Consider the following 22,428-nt stretch of genomic DNA (forward strand, 5'->3'; position numbering starts at 1 on the left):
TTTTACTCCGCCGCCTGCTCACGCAACTCGCGCGGCAAAGGAAAGAACACGCTCTCATCCGCCGTGGACACGCTCTCGACCGAGACTTCGTAGCGCTCGGCGAAAGCGTCGATGATCTCCTCCACCAGGATTTCGGGCGCCGAAGCTCCCGCCGTGATGCCGAGGCTCCGGACGGCACCAAACAGCGACCAGTCGATGTCCTCGGCCCGCAGAATCAGCCGCACCACAGGGCAGCCCTCCCGCTCGGCGACTTCGCGCAGGCGCTGGGAATTGGAGGAATTGGGTGAGCCCACCACGATCATGGCGTCGACCTGCGGGGCCACCCGCTTGACGGCGCCCTGGCGGTTCGTGGTGGCGTAGCAGATGTCTTCCTTGTGCGGTCCGACGATGGTGGGAAAGCGCCCTTTGAGGGCATCCACCATGTCCTGGGTGTCGTCGACCGAGAGGGTCGTCTGTGTCACGAAGGCAAGGTTGCTGGGATCCGCCGGCTGGAGCCGGGCGATGTCGTCCACGGTCTCGACCAGGGTGACGGCTCCTTCAGGCAGCTGGCCCATGGTGCCGACGACCTCGGGATGGCCTGCATGGCCGATCAGGATGATGTGGCGGCCTCGCTTGAAATGGACCTGCGCCTCCCGGTGCACCTTGGTCACCAGGGGACAGGTGGCATCGATGGCGAAGAGATTACGGACTTGGGCCGCTTCCGGCACCGATTTGGCGACCCCATGGGCCGAGAAGATGACCGGCGCCTCGGTGTCCGGCACCTCGTCGAGTTCCCGGACGAAGACCGCGCCCTTCCGCTTCAGGTTTTCCACGACATATTTGTTGTGCACGATCTCGTGGCGCACATAGACCGGCGCCCCATGAATCGCGAGCGCCTTCTCGACGGCATCGATGGCACGGACGACCCCGGCGCAGAAGCCGCGCGGGGCACAGAGCAGAATGTCGAGGGGTGGCTTCGTCATGATTGGGCGATGTGGCGAGACGGGACCCCCCCTGTCAAGCGGGAGCGACGCTTATTCGCGGCGGGGATGGTGTGGCGGGTTCAGTGTCATTCCCGGCCGGAGATGGCGTAGCCATCGCAGAGGAAGGGAATCCACTCACTCGCGCGGCGCTATGGATCCCCTTCCCTCGCCTATGGCTCGCCGGGGATGACACCCATCACGTCATGGCCGGGCCTGTCCCGGCCATCCCGATGCTATGAGGCTCCGTGCTTCGATCAATCGGGATCACCGGCACAAGGCCGGTGATGACGGGAGGCTGAGCGCAAACATTTCCCGAACCTGTGCGATGAGGCACCAAACAGACTTGGCCCTCGTCAAGAAACGCTCGCGCCTGCGGCCAAGAATCCCTACAACGGTGCAACAGTCCCTCATCATATCCGATCCTCATGGCATCCACCGCATCCCACGTCAGCTTTCTCCCACCCATCCTGACCTTCTGCGGGGCCGCTGTCGTGGCCGTGCCGGTGTTCCGGCTCTTGGGCCTGAGCGCGGTGCTCGGCTATCTCGCAGCCGGCGTCGCCATCGGCCCGTCGGGCCTGAGCTTGGTGGAGGATCCGCAGACAATCGCCACGGTGGCCGAGCTTGGGGTGGTGCTTCTGCTCTTCATCATCGGGCTCGAGCTCAAGCTGTCGCACCTCTGGGAGATGAAGCGCGACATCTTCGGACTCGGCTTCGCCCAGCTGACCGTCACGGCCATCCTTCTTGGGGCTGCTGCCATGGCCGTCGGCTTCTCGCCGGAGGCCTCCTTCGTCACCGGCGTTGCCGTCGCGCTCTCCGCCACGGCCATCGCGCTCCAGATGCTGGGAGAGCGCAACGACCTGCCCACTCCGTATGGACAGCGCTCCTTCGCGATCCTGCTGTTTCAGGACCTGTCCGTCGTCCCGCTCCTGGCCATTCTGCCGCTGCTGGCCTCACGGGTCGGAGACCAGGGCTCTTTCATGGATAGCCTTCTCGCGGTCGGCGAGGCGCTCCTCGGGATTGCCGCCGTGGTGCTGATCGGCCGTTATGGGCTCAATCCCTTCTTCCGGATCCTCGCCCGCAGCGGCGCCCGTGAGGTGATGACCGCGTCGGCCCTGCTCGTGGTCCTCGGCGCAGCGCTCCTCATGCAGGAGGTCGGCCTCTCCATGGCCATGGGCGCCTTCCTAGCAGGGCTTTTGCTGGCCGAATCCAATTTCCGTCACCAGCTAGAGGCCGATATCGAGCCATTCCGCGGCATGCTGCTGGGCCTCTTCTTCATGAGCGTGGGCATGTCGATCGATCTCGCTCTCGTGCGGGAGCAGTGGGTGATGCTCGCCCTTGCGGTACCTGTCGTTCTCCTGGGCAAAACCCTCATCATCGCGGTCCTGTCGCGGCTGTTCGGCGCAAGCTGGCGCGATGGTTTGCGCTCAGGCACGATTTTATGCACCGCCGGTGAATTCGCGTTCGTCCTGATTCCGGTCGCTGCAGGGCTCGGCATCATGTCGCCAGCCGAGGCGCAGCCGCTGACAGCCCTTGCGGCCATGACCATGCTGCTGGGACCGCTCCTGTCGACGCTCGTCGAAAAGCTTCTCAGAAATCGTGCCGGGAGTGAGGACGAACCGGACCTGCATGGTCTGAACGTGCCCGAAGGCGAGCTTGAGAGCCGCGTCCTCGTGATCGGCTTCGGCCGGTTCGGGCAGATCGTAAACCAGGTTCTGTTGACCCAGGGCATCCAGGCAACGGTGATCGACAGCGATGTGGAGCGCATTCGCGATGCTGGACGCTTCGGCCTTCAGGTCTATTACGGCGATGGAACCCGCCTCGACGTGCTTCGCGCCGCGGGCGCCGAAAAGGCCGAGATGATTTGCATCTGCATCGACAATCAGGATGCCATGATGAAGATCATTGAGATCATTCACGAGAACTTCCAGAACGCCCGCAGCTTCGTGCGCGCCTACGACCGCATTCACGCGATCGAGCTCATGAACCGGGATGTGGATTATCAGATCCGCGAGGTCTTCGAATCCGCCATCGTGTTCGGCCGTGCCGCCCTTGAGGAACTCGGGACGGATCCTGAAACGGCCACGCAAGCTGCCAACGATGTCCGCAAGCGCGACATTGCCCGCCTCGTCCTGCAAAAGGAGGTTGGCGCGATGGGTGGAGCGGAACTCGTGGTGGGCTCCAAGATTACCCCCGAGCCGCTCACGGCTCCCGCCGGCAAGGCGAGAGCCCTCAGCCCTGAGACGCGCGACATTCTCGGCGAAGGGGTCATTTGATGGACGCAAGTCCCTCGACGGAAGACCTGGGCCGGAAGGCCGACACACCGCGCTTTGTCGTCGGATCCACCATGCGCCATGTGCTCGTCATGACGGGAACGAGCGCGGCTGGGCTTGTCGCGATTTTCATCGTCGATCTTGTGTCGCTTCTCTACATCTCATGGCTCAATGATCCGAGCATGACGGCCGGCGTCGGCCTCGCCACTGTGGTGATGTTCTTCACGATCTCGATCAATGTAGGACTGATGATCCCCATCGGGGCTCTCGTCTCGCGCGCGCTCGGCGCGCGCCGACCCGATGATGCGCGACGCCTGGCGACATCGTGCAGCATTCTCATGACGGCAATCGCTGCCGTGGTCAGCGTGATCGTTCTGCTCATGCTCCCCGTCATCCTCAAGGCACTGGGAGGGCATGACCGGACCTACGACGTTGCCTTAAGCTTTCTCTGGATCGCTCTGCCGTCCAACGCCGTGATGGCGCTCAGCATGGGACTGTCCACGGTATTGCGCGCCGTGGGCGACGCCAAACGGGCCATGTACGCCACATTGTCTATCGCGGTCGTGACGGTGGTTCTCGATCCGATCCTGATCTTCGGTCTCGACATGCAGTCGGACGGTGCAGCGGTCACAATCGGCATCGCGCGGTTCGTGACGGCCTATATGAGCTTCCGATATGTGACGCGCATCCACAATCTGCTGGCTCTCCCCACCTGGAAAGGATTGCGGCACGATGCGCGCCCCTTCCTGGCCATTGCGATTCCCGCCATCCTGACCAACATCGCCGCTCCGGCGGCGAATGCGTTCTTCACGGGCGTCATCGCCCAGTTCGGGGACGAGGTCATTGCGGCCTCCGCCATCATCGACCGGGTCACGCCGGTGGCCTTCGCCGGCCTGTTCGCGCTTGCGGGCGCCATCGGCCCCGTGCTCGGACAGAACTGGGGTGCGCAGCGTTACGATCGCATGAAGCAGATCCTGAAGGATGCCCTCACGATCACGATCATCTATGTAGGCTGCGTCTGGCTCATCCTGTTCCTCGTCCAGGTGCCGCTGACCCGCGCCTTCAACGCTCCCGATGAGACGGCCGAGCTCATACAGTTCTTCTGCAAGCTCAGCGGATTCATCTGGCTGTTCATCGGGCTCGTTCTGGTGTCGAACGCCTCATTCAATAATCTCGGCTATCCCCTGCTGTCGACCTTCTTCAACTGGGGTCGCGCGACCCTCGGCATGATTCCGTTCGCCTATTTCGGAGCCCAGATGGCGGGCCCGAAGGGGGCGCTCGTCGGGATCGGCCTCGGCTCCGTTGCGTTCGGCATCGCGGCCATCATCACGGCGTTCTGGACAATTCGACGCCTTGAGAGGCAAGCTGTTCCGGTCGCCTGAGCGCTGGGCCTGGGCGTTTGTTGTAAGGAGGCCGCGATGTTCAACTGGTTCGATCTGATGCGACAGGCCCAGACCAGTGCAGCCCTTGATGCGCTCGCACGGCAGTTCAATCTCTCCGGCGACCAGCCGCAGCGGACCATGGCGGCCTTCATGCCGGCCTTCGCCATGGGTCTCCAGCACGCCATGGCGTCGAGCGATCCGACCCGCGTGCTTCAATCCATGATGGGGGGAGCCTACCAGAACTTCTGGCAGGCGGCCGGCAACCCCTTCACGCCTCAGGCGCAGCAGGAGGGCCGTCAGCTGCTCGACCAGCTCTTCGGCTCCGACGAAGTCAGCCGGCGCGTGGCGCATCAGGCCGCAAGCTATGCGGGCATCAACGCCGACACCATGCAGCAATTGCTGCCGGTGCTCGCCGGCATCCTGGCGGGTGGCACATCCCAGTGGATGATGGCTCAGACGCAGGCCTTTCAGAATTTTGCGAACACAAAGGATAGCCAGCAGGCCCCGCCGGCAGCCAACCCGTGGGCGGATCTCTGGACAAACTGGATGAAGACCGCTTCGCCTGAGAAGAAGCCGGCCAATCCTTTCGAGGAGATGCTTGCTGGATTCTTTCAGATGCCTCCGCCGGCGGAGCCGCCAAAACCGGAGCCGGAGCCGCAATCGTCATCCACACCTCTCGATGCGATGATGGAGAAAGGACGCGAGATGCAGATGCAATATCTCGCGTCCCTCCAATCGATTTTCACAGACGCCGATAAGAGTGGCGGCAAGTCCTAGGCGCAGCGCTTAACCTGCGTCACGATCGGCACGACCGTACGAACAGGCCGAGCTGACCGATCAGGTCGTTCGCCGCGCGAGTGTCGCTCGGCGCTTCGAATCAACACCCAGGACGGATTCCGCAGAAGTGGCTCGGATAGAGCGCACGACACATCGCTGCGGGTGAGGCCTATGTCCTTGAGCATCCGGTCGTCGAACTCGGCGAGATGCCTGATCTCCCCACGGTGCCTGAGGGTTCTGGAGAGATCCGTGAGCGAACGGACGAACTGCCCCAGAACGGTCATGCCGGTGAAGGTCATTCTGGCTGGTATCGGCTTGTTCATCGCTGTTCTCCTTGCTCTCGCTCTCGATTTTTCGGTCTTGGTAGTCGGCTGGTAGTCTTCCAGTGACCTGCCAATGACTTTCTGAGAGCAATTGCCAGTGATCTCTCAGCTAAGTCATTGATGTTGATGCGCTTTCATTTTCATATGGGAAGTTTTACCAAATCTCTTTCATCACTTGAAACGATTGTTTGAGATATATATCATCAACAGGATTGATGATGAGGTTTGCGCCATGCACCTGCTCGACATTGACCAGCTGAGAACGTTCGTCGCCATTGCCGATACCGGCTCGTTCACCCGCGCGGCGGAGATCGTGCACAAGACGCAGAGCGCGGTGTCCATGCAGATGAAGCGCCTGGAGGACCGGGTCGGCAAGACGATCTTCGAGCGCGACGGGCGCCTGTCCAAGCTCACCGACGAGGGCGAGCGCCTGCTCGACTACGCCCGCCGGATCGTGCGGCTGAATGCCGAGTGCATCGCGTCGTTCAACGACAACGAGCTCACCGGCCGGGTGCGCCTCGGCCTGCCCGACGACTACGCCGATCGGTATCTCCCGGAGATCCTGGCCCGGTTCTCGCGTTCCAACCCGAAGGCCGAGGTGACGGTGATGTGCGAGCCCACGCACAACCTGATCGAGCGGGTTCAGCACGGGGACATCGATCTGGCGATCATCACCCATGTGGACCGGCGCGGCCCGTCCGAGATCGTGCGCATCGAGCAGTTGCTGTGGGTCACGTCATCGCGCCACGGGGTGCACGAGGAGACCCCGATCCCGCTGGCGCTCGGCCGCCCCAACTGCGACTGGCGCCATTCGGCGACCGAAGCGCTGGAGAGCGCCGACCGGCCGTTCCGCATCGCCTATGTGAGCTGGCATTCCACCGCCGTGGGCGCTGCCGTGCTGGCGGGCCTTGCGGTCTCCGTGCTGCCGGAAAGCGCCGTGCGCCCCGGCATGCGGATCCTCGGCCCCTCCGACGGCTTTCCGGCCCTGCCCTCTTGCAAGATCGGCCTCATCCGCGCCCGCGGCGAGGAGAACCCGCTGGCGGATGCGCTCGGCTTCCACATCAAGCAGTCCCTCGACAATCTCGGCTCCACCCGCAATGTGCAGCCGATCGCGGCGGAATAATCAGGCCTTTGCCGCCGGCCGCCGCAGCACGAGCACATTGCCCACAAGCGCCAGCACGACGCCGATGACGGCAAGCGGCGTCCACACATAGCCCTCGATCAGGGTCGAGACGGTGAGCGCCACGATGGGAAACAGCACCGTGGCGTAGCCGGCGCGTGCGGCCCCGAGCCGCCGCAGCAGGGTCAGGTACGACATGAAGGCCAGCACCGACGCGCCGATGGAGAGATAGAGCAGCGAGCCCACATATTTCACCGTCGGCTCGATGATGAAGGCGTTGCCGCGAACTAAGTTCAGCGCCAGCAGCACCGCGCAGCCATAGGTCATGCCCCAGGCGGTGGCGGAGAGCAGCGGCACGCCCCGGCGCTGCACCAGCGTCGAGATCATGTTGCCCGAGCAGAAGAACAGGGTGCCCATCACGCAGAGCGCCAGTCCCTGCAGGGCCGCCGCGTTGAAGCCCGCACCCGTGATCTCCGGCCAGAACAGAAACACGATTCCCAGCACCCCGATCACGCCGCCCAGCGCCACCCGGGCCTCCGGCCGCTGCCGGAAGATCACGAAACCGAGCACGAGGTTGAACACCGAAGCCAGCGAAAACACCACCGAGAGCAGGCCGGACGGGATGCTCAAACCGCCGTAATAGAACGAGACGAAATTGCACGAGAACAGGCAGGCCCCCACCGCAGCAAAGCGCAGATGGTCGGCCAAAGCAAAGCGCACCTTGTGCCCCGTTGCGAGCACCCAGGCCCACATGAGCACGGCCGCGAGCAGGAAGCGCCACAGCACCGACATCTCCGGCGCCACGACGCCGAGCTGCGCCCGGATCCCGATCCAGCTCACGCCCCACAGGAACACGGTGGCAGCGTAAAGCCCGAGGGTCGAGCCGTCGATGCGGCTCAGGTTCTGGGCGGGCATGGCGGCGGTGGCATGGCTCATGGGGTCTCGTCCTCTTGGGACGATCCGAATACGCCCGATGAGCCATCACGACAAATGATGATATCTGATCGTTTGCCCTTGGAACGGTGATGAGACGTTCCAAGACTTCCGCCCTGGAACGGCTTGGAAGACCCGCTAATCGCTTGAAACTGCTCTGGAACGCCTTGGAACGACCGTTTCTAGCCGGCCACCCGCCCCTTCGCCGCCCAGGCCCGCACGGCCAGGAGGATCTCACCGTCCGGCCCCGTGGGCAGCCGGGTGCGGAGCCGCTCGCGCAGCTCTTCCCGGGCCTCCTCAGGGAGCGACATGCAGTATTTGGGCGCCGAGCCGGTGCCGCCGAGGAAGGGCGTCCAGTAATCGTCGAAGCTCTCGAACGCGGCCGTGATATCGATGGCCTGCACCTCCACGCTCTCGAGGCCGGCGTCGGCGAACAGCGCCCGCAGCGGGCCGGGCCGGCAGACCGGCGCCTTTACCCCGTCGTCGAAGTCCAGCGCCCGCGGGTCGAGGGCTGCCGCCACGTCGAAGAAATGGCGCATGATCTGCATGTGCCCGGCATAATCCCACACATAGAGCCCGACCGTTCCGCCCGGCCGCACCACGCGGACCATTTCGGCGAGCGCCGCCGCCTTGTCGGGCAGGAAGTTCAGCACGAGCCCCGAGACCGCGAGATCGAATTCATCGTCCGCCTCCGGCAGGGCCAGCGCATCCCCTTGCGCGAACGTCGCCCGCGGATCGGATACCCGCGCCCGCGCCAGCTCGAGAAAGCCCGGCGCGCTGTCGATCCCGACGATGCGTTGAGGCCCAGCCCCCTCCAGCAATGCGGCGGTCAGGATCCCTGTGCCGCAGCCGATATCGACGCAGTCCCCGCCAGCCCCCGCCCCGAGCCACTCCACGAAGCGAGGCGCGACGAGCCGGCTCCAGCGGCCCATATAGCGCTCATAGGCGTCTCCCGCGCCCCACAGACCCGGCTCGATCGGCATCGGACAAATCTCCACGCCCCTGCCGGAGTGTACGGCGCAGGCTCAAGCGCGGCAATGCATTCACCCAAGCGGCGCCAACCTTGACGGTTTCTCTGTGAACATTATCTTGTTCTTGTTTTGTACTCATTTGCGAAGAACCGGAAGGATCGATCCCCATGACCCCCAGCGACCCTGCCTCTCCTTCCGCAGCCTCTTCTGCCCAAGTCCCCTCGGCCCCTTCCACCCTGCGGGACAAGCTCCCTCCTGAGCGGATCGCGGAGCTGCGGGAATGGGTGGAGGGCTCCACCCTCTCCTTCAAGCGCCTCGGGGAGGCGCTCGGCGTCTCGGCCTCCACCCTGTCGCGCTATGCCACGGAAGGCGGCTGGCGGCGTCCGCCCGGCGCGGCGGCGCCCACCCGCAGCGCGAAGCTCAAGCCGGAGCGCCGGCGCAAAGCGCCCCCCTCCGTGACAGGCGAGCGGCGCCAGGAACTCACGGACAAACTCTGGCGCCTCGCCGAACGCCACGCGGAGGAGCTGGAGCACCAGCCCATCGCCCACGCCCAGCGCGCCCTCCAGCCGCTCGCCCGCCTCACCCGGACGCTGGGCGAGATGGACAAGCACGCCCGCCCGCCCCTGCCCCCAGGGCAATACGAGATCGACAACCAGCCCCGCCGCAGTCTGCACGAGCTGCGCGACGAACTCGTGGCCCATCTGGAGCGCATCGAGCGCGAGGAGAAGGAGTATGACGAGCGCTATCGATGGACGTTCGAGAATGGCGCCGGGATTTGATGCAAACAGGACCAAGGTCCCGCAGGAGACCATGAAGAGACCTGTCCGCATGACGATCAAACGTCCGCTTTCGACCCGAAGCGGTTCTTTCGAAGAACCTCTTCTGGCGGCCGACCCTGTGGACCGGTATGGCCACAGCCCCTCAGGCTGGCTCCCACCGCGAAGACAGAGCGAAACCAACATTCCTATTCCTGCGTTGCCCAACCGTAGCCGTTCGAGTGGTTGAGGTAAGGCGTATGCGGCAGTTTCTGCGTGACAATGGATTATCAATAGCCCTGTTGAGCCTGTTCCTGATTTCCCTGGTCGGCCAAGCGCTCGCTGGATGGAGGGCGCAAGCCGAGGAACTGCGCCTGCACGAGCTCCCGGCCATCGGCTTCACAGACTACCTGGCCAGCGGCCACTTCATCTCAGCCGTGTTCGAGAACTGGGAGAGCGAGTTCCTCCAGATGGCCGCCTACGTGGTGCTGACCATCTTCCTGTTCCAGAAAGGCGCCTCAGAATCCAAGAAGCCGGATGAGCCGAACCCCGAGGATGAGTCGCCATCCGCCAGGCGCAGCGATCCGGACGCGCCTTGGCCCGTGCATCGTGGCGGCCTGCTGCTGAAGCTCTATTCGCACTCCCTCAGCATCGCGCTGGTCACGCTCTTTCTCGCCTCCTTCTGGCTCCATCTGGTCGGGAGCACACGGCGGATGAACGAGGAGGCCCTCATGCATCATCAGCCGACGCAGACCATGGTCGAGACACTTGGAGATCCGGGGTTCTGGTACGAGAGCTTCCAGAACTGGCAGAGCGAGTTCCTGTCGATCGCCGTGCTGCTTGTGCTCGGCATCTACTTGCGGGAGCGCGGATCACCGGAGTCCAAGCCCGTGGCCGCGCCACACACTGCAACCGGGCACTGAACCGGCGGCTCAGGACAACCGAGCCGGCTCTGCCGTCAGGGCAATACGAGATCGACAACCAGCCCCGCCGCAGCCTCCACGAGCTGCGCGACGAACTCGTGGCCCATCTGGAGCACTCGAGCGCGAGGAGCGCGAGTATGATGAGCGCTATCGGTGGACGTTTGAGAATGGGGCGGGGATTTAGAGATCAATAGGAACTAGCCCGGTTGTTCGCCGAACCATGCTACGGAGTGCAATGCGCCAAAGAGGCAAGGCGCTCCATGCCACATCAGTCAGGCTCCGGGAGCCCGTATTTCTTCAAATCATCCGCGCTTATCTGACTGGCGTCGGATAGGCGATAATGGCGCTCACGAACGATGGACACGTCATTGCCGTCGAAGTTCAACTCGAACATTGCGATTATATCGTTGGGCATGAACTGAGCCGAAACTGGGCGTGGAATGCAACGGGCGTACTTCGGCTGTGACGCGCAGAAGACTGTGTCCTGAATTGTCTGAATGACGCCGAGAACGTCTTTCCCACTTTTGGCTTGGACTGGCACGATGTATTGTGCCCCGCGCGCATCGACGCCGACGTACAACTCGTCGATCTCGATCTGACCGTAATTCGCGATTTTCGTCCGGAGATGGTTTTGCAAAGAGTACGCGGTAATTCCGAGGAAAATATCGATGAGCCGGTTGTATCGAATCTTGGCGAGAAGGGCTTGCTCGTCCGTCAAAGCATACTGAGCGATAATCTCCGGCGTTGCGTCCGGTATTTTCCGAACAAGTAGCCCTTTCGATGGGTAGATGTATGCAAGGTCGCTTAAACGAAAGCGATACCGTGCATCGCCTGCCCCGAGAATTAGCCAATGTTTCCCTTCCGGCTGCGTGTCTAAGATCTCCTGCGGGAGCCGATTGCGGTACCGGAACGAGTAGATCACATCCCCAAGATTCTTAGGCGGCTCAAATTCTAGACTTGCGGCGCTCCGTGCAATCTCCTCTCGCCCAAATTCGAACTCGGTTGCACCAGGGGTATAGAATCGATCAAATATATCCCTAATAATCCGCTTGTATTTTGCTTCGGCTTTTGGCGATGTCGTCGATGACTCCTGGCCAGCTGGCTCTTGGACCGCCGTAGATCCATCGGGCTTAGGCACCTGCTGCCTCCAGCGCTGCAAGACGGGCAGCTTCGGTCTCGTGCTGCTTGCGTTTCCGAGCACCGCTTTTCCGATCACGCCGTGATGCTGGCGGTTTAACTTCGAAATGGCGTGCTGCCTCACTGAGATCCATATAGAGCAACGCTTCGTCACCTAATAGCAACGAGCCACGTGGACGAGAAGGCGTGTATCCAAGCGCGCATACGACAGTTGCGGCTACTGCGCGTGCAAGGGGAGGAGGAACCGCATTTCCGATCTGCCGAGCCCCATGCCATTTCGTTGCATGAAGGCGAAACCAATCTGGAAAACCGTGGAGGCGTGCCATCTCTCTCACGGTAATGCATCGAGGATACTGATAATGAATTGGGCGCGGGCTAGTGAATGCTCCGCGAGTTCCGTCAGTTCCGGCCCTGAGAGTGTTCGATAGACCGTTCGGCGAAAGCTTATAGAAGCGTGAGATCGGTTCGACCGCTCCCGGTTGGGTTTCGGCAAACCTTCGTTGTGAGATGCCCGTGTGTTCGGTACGCCAGCTGGACGTGAGCATAGCGGGGTTCCACCGCCGTACGTAGCCCAGATGCCATGCCTCGTTCGACAGGCATCTCATTTCACGTGCGTACGCGCTTGACACGCCGTAGTCGTCGAGCAGTACGGAATCGGTAGTGTTGAGGTCCTCGATGAGGTCCACGTTCGGTAAATCTCCGAGGGCCTCCTCGCAGGTCGGCCCTACCGGCAGGTCCAAGGATACATCGAGATCGTCGGCAGCATGAGTGGTAGGCATCGGGTATTCCGGAAGGGGAAGTCCCTTTCGGGCCCCGAGTAGGAACAGTCGCTCCCTATGCTGCGGGACACCGTATTCGGCAGCATCGAGGACTTGCCAGGGAATTCGTACGGAATAGCCTACGTCATCGAGTGCAGATACAAGCTCATCTAGAAATTTACGATGGGTGCCGACCGTGAGGCCCTTAACGTTCTCGAATACGAAATATTTTGGGTCCAATTCCGCAACGAGACGCACGAATTCGAGAACGAGCCGATTGCGTGGGTCGTCCAAGACGCGTTGCCCAATTAATGAGAAGCCCTGGCAAGGCGCACCACCGAAAACGCAATCGATTTCGGCATCGCCGAGCCCGGCGCGATCCCGGATATCACGTCCGGTCAAGCCGTCCGCGACCGACTGTGAAATGACGGTGCAGTTCGGGAAGTTGAACTTATGGACGGCACAATGAACTGGGTCGATCTCGACAGCTGCGCGTACGTCGAATCCCGCCTGCTCAAAACCAAGGCTTAATCCGCCAGCGCCTGCGAAAAGGTCAATTCCGATTGGTCGTGTCATTCTTCAGCTTTGCTCCCGCCGCTGAGCTTAACGCTAAACGGGAGCCCCTGCTCCGGGCGGACCGAGGAAATCCACAAGCGCTTTAGCGACGGCATCGCGATCCTTCGTCTCACATTGCCAGAGAGTCAATGTATCCCACCCCATGGCCTCCATAGCGGCAACGGCGCCTAGGTCACGCTCCTTGTTCCTTGAGATCTTCGGAATCCAGAATTCTGGTCGTGACTTAGGCAGTTTTCCTTTGGAACATCTATGACCATGCCAGAAGCAGCCATGGACGTAGATGGCCTTCTTTCTGCTGGGGAAAACTAGATCGGGGGTGCCGGGAAGGTCTCGCCGATGAACTCGAAAGCGATAGCCGAGCCTATGTGCGATCCGCCGTACTATCATTTCAGGTCCGGTGTTCTTGCTCCGGACTGACTGCATAATATGACGACGTTGCTCAGGTGTTCGGGTATCGACCATGCCCCTGCCCATTAGAAACTCTACCCGGATTCTGGGGGAGGTTCGTCGATTGGGAAGATATCAATGGAAGGCTAAGAGCTGGGCCGCCCACCATTCCTGATCCCGAGGGCACGATCTCCCCAACGCGGATCGGTCCTGGGAGAAAGCCCAGAGCCCCTCGTGCGAGGTTCACCTTTGACCTACTATGATCATCCGCCCGGCCTTCCGCTGGTCGATACTGCAACGGCGTTCAAGCGGATCGACCCATGCGAAGGTCCCGGCTCAAGCCGCGCTCTTCACCTCATCGCGTCAACGCGCGTCAGGGCTTCTGCCTGTCGCGGTGGGGTGCGTATCCGCGCCCTGTTCGGCCGTAATCCGGCACGTCCGACTCCCGGCTTCTCCTCTCGCCGTGGATGAGCCAGGCGAGGGCGTATCCGGCGGCTGCCGCCATGAACAGCGCGAGCAAGGGGTTTCCTGTCACCTGCTGCGTCACGGCCCGCTGACCCTGGCGGATGTAGCGCTCCGCCTCCGGATAGCGCTCGCGCGCCTGCTGGGCGTAGTGCTCGCCGCGCTCGTACACGTCGCGGGCGACGCCTGACGCCTGGTCCGAGACCTCGTGCAGGGCGTCCCGCACTTGGTTCAGAACATGCTCGGTCGAGCCCTGCGGTGGATCGCCGGGCCGGCCGCCCGTTGCCGCGCCGCGGGGTTCCCGCTCGGGCTCGGGGCCTTTGGTGACGGTCACGGAGACCGGATCGCTCGTGGGGAAGGTCTCCTCGATGGCGTGGTCGAGCCTCGCATCCAAGTTCTCCTGCGAATTCTCGGCGATATCGTTGTCCAGTGGCTGCTGTGCAGATCTGTTCCCTTGCCTTTCAGGGGCGGATGGGCTGCCGGCATGAGGAGGGTTCGCCATTTGAGTTCTCCAGGGCGCTTCGGGTGGGTCCGTCGCTAACCGTCCTCCTTGTAACGCCAGGGCTGCATAGGCTGTTCCGGCATCGCTCGATCCGTGCAGGCAGCCTCAGCCGAACGCGGCGCCCGACCGGCGGGCTTACGGCCGGGATCGGCGTTGACCTGTCCCCTTGTCAGTGCCATGTAAACGCAACGTCCATCAGGGAAGGAATGAAATCCATGGCCGGCAAAGCGCGCACCAGACCCTCGTTCAAGAAGAATACCCGCCGCTACAAGGCGGTGGTCGCCCCGGCCAAAATGGTCGAAGGGCAGAGGAACCTCACGAAGAAGCGCCGCTACGCCAACCGCCACGGCTAGCTGAGCGCCAGACACGGGAAGAACAGCGGGCCGCGCCCCGCTTCTTCAGGAACCGGGGCCATCGGCCACGCCTCGGGCTGCCCCTTCAACCCGGCTGCAACGGCAGGCCTTTCGGGAAGCGGGTTCCGGCGCGAACGGCCGTGACCTGGCCGATCCCGAGGGCCAGCCTCTGCGTGAGCGGATCAGGCTTGGGAGGCAGCGAAAGCTCATCGTTCTCCTTCCAATAACTCTAAGCCTTTGGATACATGTAAATAAGCCGCCTTATCGGCGGATATTTTGAGCCTCCCTTACGAAATTTGCATCCAGTCAACCCAACCCGATTGACGCCGCCCAGGTCAATTTGTTCCTATTTTGTTCTCAGATACAGGAGAGCGAAGGTGCTGGCAGGCGTCAGTGACAGCGGGACGGTAAGGGTTCCGGTGATCGGTCATGTTGTGTGCGCGGGCTTCCCCTCCCCGGCTCGGGACTATGTGGAACTTCCGCGCTGGATGGCGCCCCATCCGGCCGTTAGGTTTATCTTCAATCAAGGTCGGCGGCCACTCGATGATCAAGGCGCGGATATTCTCCAGCGATCTGCTCATCGGCCACGGCAATGAAGTAACATCAAGTATCGGATTGCTCGATTAACGACAACGTGAACATGATCTATGTCAAACCAAGTTGTCGTTGACTCGGCATAGGATTAAAGGAACAATCGTTACGATGACGTCTGTGGCGGGTTGAGCAACGAAACCGAAACCGTTCGCTCAAAGGCATGATGCCGCCCCGCTACACCGGTGCAAATCCGGATTGTTACACAACAACATATTCATCGAACATTTGCAGGCAGCGCGATAACACCGTTGCCGACCGATTTTTTAGCGACACCTGAGTTATCGTCATGACATCACTCCTTGCCCGGTCAGCCCTTTCGTTGGGTGGGGTGATCTCGTCACCCGAGCAGCTCGCCAACCAGATTCTTGAGGTCTGGCGCGAGGCCGGCCTGAACTGGAAGCCGCAGGCACGCTGGTTTCCGCGCATGCCCGTCCATCTCGACGAGGTCTTCAGCCTTCTGTTCGAGCCCGCGGACGGCGACGACATCGACGCCATTCTATTCTCCGACGAGCGGCGTTCCGCACCCCTGCACAACATCCGCGACTTCGTCGGTGGGCTCCAGATCCCGATGATCGATCTCGGAGGGCGCGCGGGTGAATTCGCCGACGCTCACTTCGACCTGATGGAGCCTCGCACCTGGGCCGAGACGGCGCGCCGCATCATCAGGTTCAGGCAGAGGCGTGTGTCGCTCGCACCGCAATATCGCCATACGGTGGATCCCGATCTCCAGGTTCTCGCGCACATGTACGTGTCCGGTCGGCAGCTGCGCGGCATGCGCTACCCGCTGACTCCGGACGCCGTCTGCTATCCCGGCTTCATGTCGGCCAGCACGGTCGTCGAGATCGCCGAACGCCTCGTTCTGCGCGGCTTCCTCAAGAAGACCTTCTTCGACCGGCTGCATGAATGCAGGACGTGCCGCTCGCGCCGGCTCAGCGTGCGCGAGGAGTGTCCGACGTGCCGTTCGGCGGATCTGCGCGAGACATCGCTGATCCATCACTTCCACTGCGCCGCGCTGCTGCCGGAAGAGCAGTTCCGCCAGGGCGCCGCCCTGGTCTGCCCGAAATGCAAGCGCCAGATGCGCAATTACGGCAAGGATTACGACAGGCCCGGCGACGCCTATGTCTGCAACACCTGCGACACCTGCTCGTCCGAGCTGGAGGTCGGCTTCGTGTGCCTCGACTGCAATGCGCGCATGGACGGCGAAGGCGCCGAGCGGGTCGATCTCTACAGCTACGCCCTGACCGATGCATGCGTCGCCTTCCTCGAAGGGAGCACCACGGCCATTGCCGCGACGCTTCCGATATCGCTCCAGCGCGAAATCGCGCGGGTTCAGGGAACAGTCGATGCGCAGGCTGCGGTGGCGGAGATCCGCTTCTCCGAAAAGGACGAGGTGATCGCCAGCCACGGGCGCCCGGCTTTCGAGAGAGCGAGCGACCTGTTTCTCGAGGATGTCCGCAACCGGCTCGGAGGCGCAGCCTCCCTGCATGTGGGTGAGGATGCGGCCTATATCCTGGCAGAGCGGTTCGATGCCGACATGGAGCGGGAGATTCGCACAATTGCGGCCCGCAGCGAGGAACTCCTCCGGCACAAGCTCGGGGCGCAGCTGACGATCGCCCAACGCTTTGGAAGAGCCTCATCGTGAACACGCTTGAGGTCGGCTTCGCCCTCCTTCTGAGCCAGTCGATCCTCAGCATCCTGTCGGTCTTTTGGTACACCCTGATCTTCGAGTTTCCCCGCTACATGCTGCCTTTCATGGTGGCAGGCCTCACCATGCGCTCGCCCGACATGGAGGATATTCCGGCAGAATCCGAGGGAGCGGCGCAGCCAAGCGTCAGCATCGTCCTGGTCGGCCACAACGAGGAAGATGCCCTTGAGGCTTGCGTGCGGTCCCTGCACGAGCAATCGATACAGGCCTTCGAGATTGTCATCGTGAGCGACGGGTCGACCGACAGGATGACGCAAAGGGCGCGGGATCTCGTGAAACGTGGCCTTGCCGCGCGCGTCTTCTCCACGGATCTCAGGGGCGGCAAGTCCAGCGGGGTCAATCTGGCCTGCGCCTACACGACCGGCGACATCATCATCAACGTGGATTGCGACTGCTCGTTCGACCGCTATGCCATCGAGCGTCTGATCGAGCCATTCGCCGATCCGCGCATCGGCGCCGTCTCCGGCGACATCGCTCCCCGCAACAGCCATGCAAGCGTCATCACGCAATTTCAGGAGATCGAATACCTGCAATCGATTTCCGTCGGCAAGCGCATCGCCGGCGCCGTCAATCAGGTCGTCTGTGTCTCCGGTGCCTTTGGGGCGTTCCGGCGCACGGCGCTCGATGATATCGGCGGCTTCGACGTCGGCGGCGGCGAAGATCTCGACATGACCATCCGGCTGCGTCTCAAGGGCTGGCAGATCGCATACGCACCCGAGGCCATATGCTACACCGATGTCCCGGAGACGGTGTACCAGTATATCCGACAGCGTCTGCGTTGGGAACGCGACGCCATCTGGATCCGCTTCCGCAAGCATCCCAAGCTGATGAACCCGTTTTCTCCCGGCTTCCGCCTCGGCGAAGCAGTCCATCAATGGGATTTCATCCTGTTCAACGTGATCGGCGCGCTCATGCTTCCGGCCTATCTCGTCTGGCTGTTCATGCAGTACGGCGCGTTCACACCGGCCATCCTCGTGGCCATGCAGATCGGGATCATGGCCATCGACGTGCTGATCCTCGCGGCTTCGGCCTGGAGCACGGGTCGTCATATCTTCCTGCGAAACATTCTCTTCGTGCCGGGGTATTCCCTTTTCATGACCTATGTCATGCGGCCCGTCAGACTTCTCGCCTATATCGACGAATGGGCGTTCTCCGGCTCTCACCGCGACAACTACACCCCGGTGAAAGTCCGCATGCAACGTCCCTGGTAGAACGGAAAATCAAGTGAAACGCCTCCGCAAACATCCCCGTATTGACGTGCTTGATGCTCAAAAGCGCTCGTCGTCCGGCAGACTCGGCCGGATGACCTATCTTGCGCTGGTCGTTCTCTTCCTGGGCTCCCTCGCATATTACCTGGTCGGCGGAATGGTCGTGCTGTCCATCGACGGCACGGTGTTGAAGGACCGTTACTCCGTCGGCGCGAGCTACCCGGGCAAGGTAGTGGACGTTTATGTCAAGGAGGGAGACCGAGTTGAAGCGGGAACGCCGCTGCTGCGCCTGGAGTCCTTCGAAATGGTGCAGGAGCTCGCCAACTTCGCCTTGCGGGACAGCGAGCTCTCCATCCGCGAGGGCCAGCTCAGCGGCAAGCTGACGGCCTTCGAGGCGGTCTCCCCGCTGGCGCTGCGCACGGCGCGCGAAACCATGGTGACGGCGACACAGTTCGACACTGTGCTGGGCAAAGGCATCGTGTCGTCTCTCTCCAAGGACGATGCCCTGCGCAACAGTCTGCAGGCCGCCGAACGGGTGGCGCAGATGCAGAGCGAGAAGCTTTCCACCGAAAATGAGCTGAAGCTTCTGCGGCAATCGCGCGCGATCTTCAGCGAAGCCATCGGCAAGCTTAATGGAATTTATGACGAAGGCTATCTGCGGTCCGGTGTACCAGGCACCATTGGCGCGAAAGTGCCGATCCCAGGACAGATCATGAAGTTCGGCGACGAGCTGATGCAGATCAACGGCGGCAAATCCTATATTCTCGCCTATCTGCCCGACGATTATCTTTTCGACATCTCCGAGGGCATGCCCGTGCACGTGAAGGGTGGAGCCCTGTCGGCGAAGGGACGGATCGATGCCATCCTGACGGTTGCCGATGCGCTTCCTGCGGAGTTCCAGAACATGTTCCGCCCGCGTGACCGTTCGCGACTGGCCCGCATCACGCTCGATGACAAGAACCCTTTCGCGGTCTCGCAGAAGGTCGCGATTTCCGGTTGCGCCTTCGGCTATTGCTGGGCGCAGTGACGGGCTTGCGGATTAAAGCTGACCGTCACCGCCAGCCCATTGCTGGAGCGACATGCTTCAGGATGGCCTCGATCACATGGGCGTTGTAGGCGACGCCGAGCTGGTTCGGCACGGTCAGGAGCAGCGTGTCGGCCTCGGCGATCGCCTCGTCGGCTTTCAGCTCCTCCACGAGCTTGTCCGGCTCGGCCGCATAGGAGCGGCCGAAGATCGCGCGCATGTTGTCGATGATGCCGATCTGATCGTCGTCCTTGCCACGTCCGAAGTAGGTGCGGTCGCGGTCGTCGATGAGCGCGAAGATGGAGCGCGAGACCGAGACGCGCGGCGCGCGCGTGTGCCCCGCCTCCTTCCAGGCCTCCCTGTAACGGCGGATCTGCTTGGCCTGCTGCACGTGGAAGGGCTCGCCCGACTCGTCTTCCTTCAGGGTCGAGCTCTGAAGGTTCATGCCCTGCTGCGCGGCCCAGATGGCCGTGGCGTTGGACGCGGACCCCCACCAGATGCGCTCGCGCAGGCCCTCCGAGTGCGGCTCGAGGCGAAGCAGCCCGGGCGGGTTGGGGAACATCGGGCGCGGGTTCGGCTGGGCAAAGCCCTCGCCGCTGAGGACGCGGAGAAACACCTCCGTGTGCTGGCGGGCCATGTCGGCATCACTCACGCCCTCCTCCGGCGCGTAGCCGAAATAGCGCCAGCCGTCGATCACCTGCTCGGGCGAGCCGCGGCTGATGCCGAGCTGGAGACGGCCGTTGCCGATGAGGTCCGCCGCGCCCGCATCCTCGGCCATGTAGAGCGGGTTCTCGTAGCGCATGTCGATGACGGCGGTGCCGATCTCGATGCGGCTGGTCTTCGCGCCTATGGCGGCCAGCAGCGGAAAGGGCGAGGCGAGCTGGCGGGCGAAGTGATGGACGCGAAAGTAGGCGCCGTCCGCCCCGAGCTCCTCGGCCGCCACCGCAAGATCGATGGACTGAAGCAGCGTGTCGCGGGCCGAGCGCGTCTGCGATCCGGGCGAAGGCGACCAATGTCCGAACGAGAGAAAGCCGATCTTCTTCATGAGGCGGTTCCTGTGCAAGTGCCTGCCATCGATTCGGCACGATAGCAGGCACAGGGCTGTTCGCGATCAGGATCTCGTACGCCCGCAGCCGTGGCAGATCAACCTTGTCAAATCAGCCAGGCCGGCGGCTCCAGTTGCGCCCGGCCGCTGCAGGCAGCCTCCACGCACGCCGCCATGCTGCCGAACCGGACGCCGCGCCCGACGAGGCCCGGCGCATAATGCGCGTACTTGCCGGAGTTGGTCATCAGCGTTCGCACCGCCGGGGGGATCACTGGCTCGCCGAGCATGCACCAGCACGTATCGTTTACAAACTGCACGCCGAAGGCTTCGGCCTCGGCCACATGACCCGCCTGCGCGGCCCCCTCAAACACGGCCCGGCCACAGGTCACGACGATTGCAACATCCGCCGCCTTGGTTCGCCCCCGCACCAGCGCGGCCAAGTGAGCGAACTCGCCCAGGGAGAAGTGCGGATTGCCGAGACTGACAAGCCCGATCTCTGGCGATGCGGCCGTGTTCAGGGCCTCCCAGGCCTGCTGCAACGCGCTCAATTCGATGCGCACCTGGCGCTCCGGACTTTGCCCGTCCGCTTCCGGGGTGATCCCGGCGATGTGGAACATAGGCGCGGCGGCCACCGTGGCAAAGGCTGCACCGAACGCCTTCAACGCGTCCGGCTCGGCAGCGCTCGTCTCAAGCCCGCGGATCAACGGGATCTCGGTGCCGCACACGGAGCCGCAGCAATAACCGAGCAGCGGCCAGAAGCTGTCATCGGTGTCTCGTGGCATCTCGACATTCAGGGCAAGCGTCGCCCGCCGTCCTGCGTCAAGGTGGCAGCCCGCGAGCGGCGCACGTCCGGTGAGCGCGATGCAGATGTCCAGGTAGTCCGGGTATTTCATCGTCCGGGCGCCGATCACGCTGTTGGCATAGACCACCGCGTTCGACTCCGCCCAGCCGACCTGCTCGCCAAATTTCGGTGCGGTCTCAAGCAGGTACGGGGCACAGGTGAAGCTGGGCTCGGCGCCCATGGCATGATAGGCGCCGGCCAGAGCGCTCGCAGGCCTCCCTAAATCGTCTGCTACGCCCTGTGCACGCCAGCGGCGCTTGTCCACGGAGATGGCGTTGAGGGTCGTCGGCACCCGCACGCGCGCTCCCCACGCGACCAGCATCTCGGCAAAGCGCAGGCTTGCCGGCCCGGTATAGATGCAGCCGTCGACATGCACCTGGGAGACATCCATGAAGGCCTCGGCCTCCTGAACGGCGGCCATCCGGAGCAGCAACCGCATGGCAACCTGCGCCGCCTTGCCATGCTCGCCCGAAAGGAACGCCTGGTCGATCGGATCCAGGTGGATTGTCGTGTCCTCGCTGCTCCCATGCTGCGCCGGTATGGGCTGCCCATTTTCGGCAGGCGGCTCGTGGAGAAGCTGAAGGCTGGATCCCGCAACTCTGGCGTACTGGTACTCACCGATCCGCGCGAACACCTCCCGGTCCACACGCAGCACCGGGATCGACCGGTCGAAGACAACCTCGGCGACCATTGCGCCAAGGGTGAGGATCTCTTCACGTTCGCTGATGACGATGGCCGCAGGCGCATGACCGTTGAGGATCAGTTCGAGCAGCACGCCGCTTCCGGAGCACGATCCACGGCCGCTCGGGATCGCGAGCACGCGCCCGGCCAGGCTCCGGTTGCACAAGGGATGATGCTGATCGATGACGATCCCCGTTCGAGGATCGACACCGCCCCAGAAGCTGAGCCCCAACTCCGCGCTGAGCAGCTCGCCCCCTGCCTCACCCGCCACCAATGTCCTGCCGCAACTGATGAGACTCACGCGATCGCTCCTGGCTCAGCGGGATGTTCAGGCCAAAGCCTTTGTGCTGCGATCCGGACCCTTGTGCAAGGCCGGGTTGAAGGGAAGCAAGGCTGCCCCGGCAAAGGCACTACGCCCATCGTGGCTTGATATGGGGTGATCGGTGAAAGGTGTGGGAGCGGGTGGTTTTGGCATGATCATCTGATCGGCCCTCGGGCAGGCACTTCGCTCATCCGCCGGGGACCTGCGGTCGGGTGTGCCGTGATCATCTGACGAATGCGGAAGGCCGCGCATGGGAACTGCGGCCCCCAAAGGTATCGTCGCAGATCGCAGGTGTCTGGTAAGCTTGGGATTTAGTTCGGCAGCCGGCCTCCCGCCCACCTGTGGCTACGGGTAATGGCGAGCATCACACGGTCGAGATCCCAAACCGGCAAGGCGCTGTCCCGAGGCATCAAGTGC

Annotated in this window: 20 protein-coding genes; 10 read left to right on the plus strand and 10 right to left on the minus strand. The window is 62.8% G+C overall.

All coding sequences use genetic code 11. The annotated features are described in order from the left end of the window. Positions 1-2 precede the first annotated feature (2 nt). The gene (gene ispH / locus I2H36_RS05680) at positions 3-962 is read right to left on the minus strand and encodes a 4-hydroxy-3-methylbut-2-enyl diphosphate reductase (RefSeq protein ID WP_196262895.1); all 960 of its coding nucleotides are present in this window, start codon (positions 960-962) and stop codon (positions 3-5) included. A gap of 425 nt (positions 963-1,387) precedes the next feature. On the opposite strand from ispH, the gene I2H36_RS05685 reads away from it, so the two are divergent. Genes I2H36_RS05685 through I2H36_RS05695 form a run of 3 tightly spaced genes read left to right on the plus strand, consistent with a single transcriptional unit; the run spans position 1,388 to position 5,391 of the window. Then, positions 1,388-3,235 (plus strand): monovalent cation:proton antiporter-2 (CPA2) family protein, encoded by a 1,848-nt coding sequence (locus I2H36_RS05685; protein WP_196262896.1) that lies wholly within the window; start codon positions 1,388-1,390, stop codon positions 3,233-3,235. Next, entirely contained in the window at positions 3,235-4,614 is a 1,380-nt protein-coding gene (locus I2H36_RS05690; protein ID WP_196262897.1) for an MATE family efflux transporter, read from the plus strand. Before I2H36_RS05685 ends, I2H36_RS05690 begins: the two co-directional genes overlap by 1 nt. 36 nt (positions 4,615-4,650) lie before the next feature. Then, positions 4,651-5,391: a DUF937 domain-containing protein gene (locus tag I2H36_RS05695; RefSeq protein WP_196262898.1), complete on the plus strand. Its 741-nt coding sequence runs from the start codon at positions 4,651-4,653 to the stop codon at positions 5,389-5,391. Here the strand turns inward: I2H36_RS05695 and I2H36_RS05700 are convergent. Next, a complete protein-coding gene (locus tag I2H36_RS05700; protein ID WP_196262899.1) occupies positions 5,388-5,714 on the minus strand; it encodes a DUF1127 domain-containing protein in 327 nt (108 codons plus the stop codon). The genes I2H36_RS05695 and I2H36_RS05700 overlap by 4 nt on opposite strands. A 232-nt stretch (positions 5,715-5,946) precedes the next feature. On the opposite strand from I2H36_RS05700, the gene I2H36_RS05705 reads away from it, so the two are divergent. Then, positions 5,947-6,837, plus strand: a complete 891-nt coding sequence (locus I2H36_RS05705; protein WP_196262900.1) for a LysR substrate-binding domain-containing protein — start codon at positions 5,947-5,949, stop codon at positions 6,835-6,837. On the opposite strand, the gene I2H36_RS05710 is transcribed toward I2H36_RS05705, so the two are convergent. Together I2H36_RS05710 and I2H36_RS05715 are read right to left on the minus strand one after the other, a co-directional pair. Then, positions 6,838-7,770: a DMT family transporter gene (locus tag I2H36_RS05710; protein WP_196262901.1), complete on the minus strand. Its 933-nt coding sequence runs from the start codon at positions 7,768-7,770 to the stop codon at positions 6,838-6,840. It lies immediately after the preceding gene. 179 nt (positions 7,771-7,949) lie between these two features. Beyond that, on the minus strand, positions 7,950-8,750 hold the full coding sequence (locus I2H36_RS05715; RefSeq protein ID WP_196262902.1) for a class I SAM-dependent methyltransferase: 801 nt from the start codon (positions 8,748-8,750) through the stop codon (positions 7,950-7,952). A 155-nt stretch (positions 8,751-8,905) separates the two neighbouring features. Here I2H36_RS05715 and I2H36_RS05720 point away from each other — a divergent pair, with 155 nt between their 5' ends. Both I2H36_RS05720 and I2H36_RS05725 read left to right on the plus strand, forming a co-directional pair. Next, on the plus strand, positions 8,906-9,517 hold the full coding sequence (locus tag I2H36_RS05720; RefSeq protein ID WP_196262903.1) for a hypothetical protein: 612 nt from the start codon (positions 8,906-8,908) through the stop codon (positions 9,515-9,517). Positions 9,518-9,753: 236 nt separating this feature from the next. Next, the gene (locus tag I2H36_RS05725; RefSeq protein WP_196262904.1) at positions 9,754-10,416 is read left to right on the plus strand and encodes a DUF6766 family protein; all 663 of its coding nucleotides are present in this window, start codon (positions 9,754-9,756) and stop codon (positions 10,414-10,416) included. 268 nt (positions 10,417-10,684) lie between these two features. On the opposite strand, the gene I2H36_RS05730 is transcribed toward I2H36_RS05725, so the two are convergent. The 4 genes from I2H36_RS05730 to I2H36_RS05745 form a co-directional block, all read right to left on the minus strand. Continuing rightward, entirely contained in the window at positions 10,685-11,554 is an 870-nt protein-coding gene (locus I2H36_RS05730) for an endonuclease (protein ID WP_210330955.1), read from the minus strand. Next, a complete protein-coding gene (locus I2H36_RS05735) occupies positions 11,547-12,887 on the minus strand; it encodes a DNA cytosine methyltransferase (protein WP_196262905.1) in 1,341 nt (446 codons plus the stop codon). Before I2H36_RS05735 ends, I2H36_RS05730 begins: the two co-directional genes overlap by 8 nt. A gap of 33 nt (positions 12,888-12,920) precedes the next feature. Next, positions 12,921-13,361, minus strand: coding sequence for a very short patch repair endonuclease (locus I2H36_RS05740; protein WP_343234404.1), 441 nt, complete (start codon positions 13,359-13,361; stop codon positions 12,921-12,923). Positions 13,362-13,647: 286 nt separating this feature from the next. Then, entirely contained in the window at positions 13,648-14,238 is a 591-nt protein-coding gene (locus I2H36_RS05745; protein ID WP_196262907.1) for a hypothetical protein, read from the minus strand. Between the two features lie 215 nt (positions 14,239-14,453). Here I2H36_RS05745 and I2H36_RS05750 point away from each other — a divergent pair, with 215 nt between their 5' ends. The 4 genes from I2H36_RS05750 (at position 14,454) to I2H36_RS05765 (ending at position 19,125) form a co-directional block, all read left to right on the plus strand. After that, positions 14,454-14,591, plus strand: a complete 138-nt coding sequence (locus I2H36_RS05750; protein ID WP_196262908.1) for a hypothetical protein — start codon at positions 14,454-14,456, stop codon at positions 14,589-14,591. Between the two features lie 880 nt (positions 14,592-15,471). Beyond that, on the plus strand, positions 15,472-16,827 hold the full coding sequence (locus tag I2H36_RS05755; RefSeq protein WP_196262909.1) for a TackOD1 domain-containing metal-binding protein: 1,356 nt from the start codon (positions 15,472-15,474) through the stop codon (positions 16,825-16,827). Continuing rightward, on the plus strand, positions 16,824-18,101 hold the full coding sequence (locus tag I2H36_RS05760) for a glycosyltransferase (RefSeq protein WP_196262910.1): 1,278 nt from the start codon (positions 16,824-16,826) through the stop codon (positions 18,099-18,101). Before I2H36_RS05755 ends, I2H36_RS05760 begins: the two co-directional genes overlap by 4 nt. Before the next feature lie 91 nt (positions 18,102-18,192). Then, positions 18,193-19,125: an HlyD family secretion protein gene (locus I2H36_RS05765; protein ID WP_210330956.1), complete on the plus strand. Its 933-nt coding sequence runs from the start codon at positions 18,193-18,195 to the stop codon at positions 19,123-19,125. A 25-nt stretch (positions 19,126-19,150) separates the two neighbouring features. Here the strand turns inward: I2H36_RS05765 and I2H36_RS05770 are convergent, their stop codons facing one another. Both I2H36_RS05770 and lhpI read right to left on the minus strand, forming a co-directional pair. Continuing rightward, a complete protein-coding gene (locus I2H36_RS05770; RefSeq protein ID WP_196262912.1) occupies positions 19,151-20,167 on the minus strand; it encodes an LLM class flavin-dependent oxidoreductase in 1,017 nt (338 codons plus the stop codon). Between the two features lie 107 nt (positions 20,168-20,274). Beyond that, a complete protein-coding gene (gene lhpI, locus I2H36_RS05775) occupies positions 20,275-21,990 on the minus strand; it encodes a cis-3-hydroxy-L-proline dehydratase (RefSeq protein WP_196262913.1) in 1,716 nt (571 codons plus the stop codon). Positions 21,991-22,428: the final 438 nt, after the last annotated feature.

Origin of the sequence: Microvirga terrestris (assembly GCF_015694425.1) — a bacterium.
GTDB lineage: Bacteria > Pseudomonadota > Alphaproteobacteria > Rhizobiales > Beijerinckiaceae > Microvirga > Microvirga terrestris.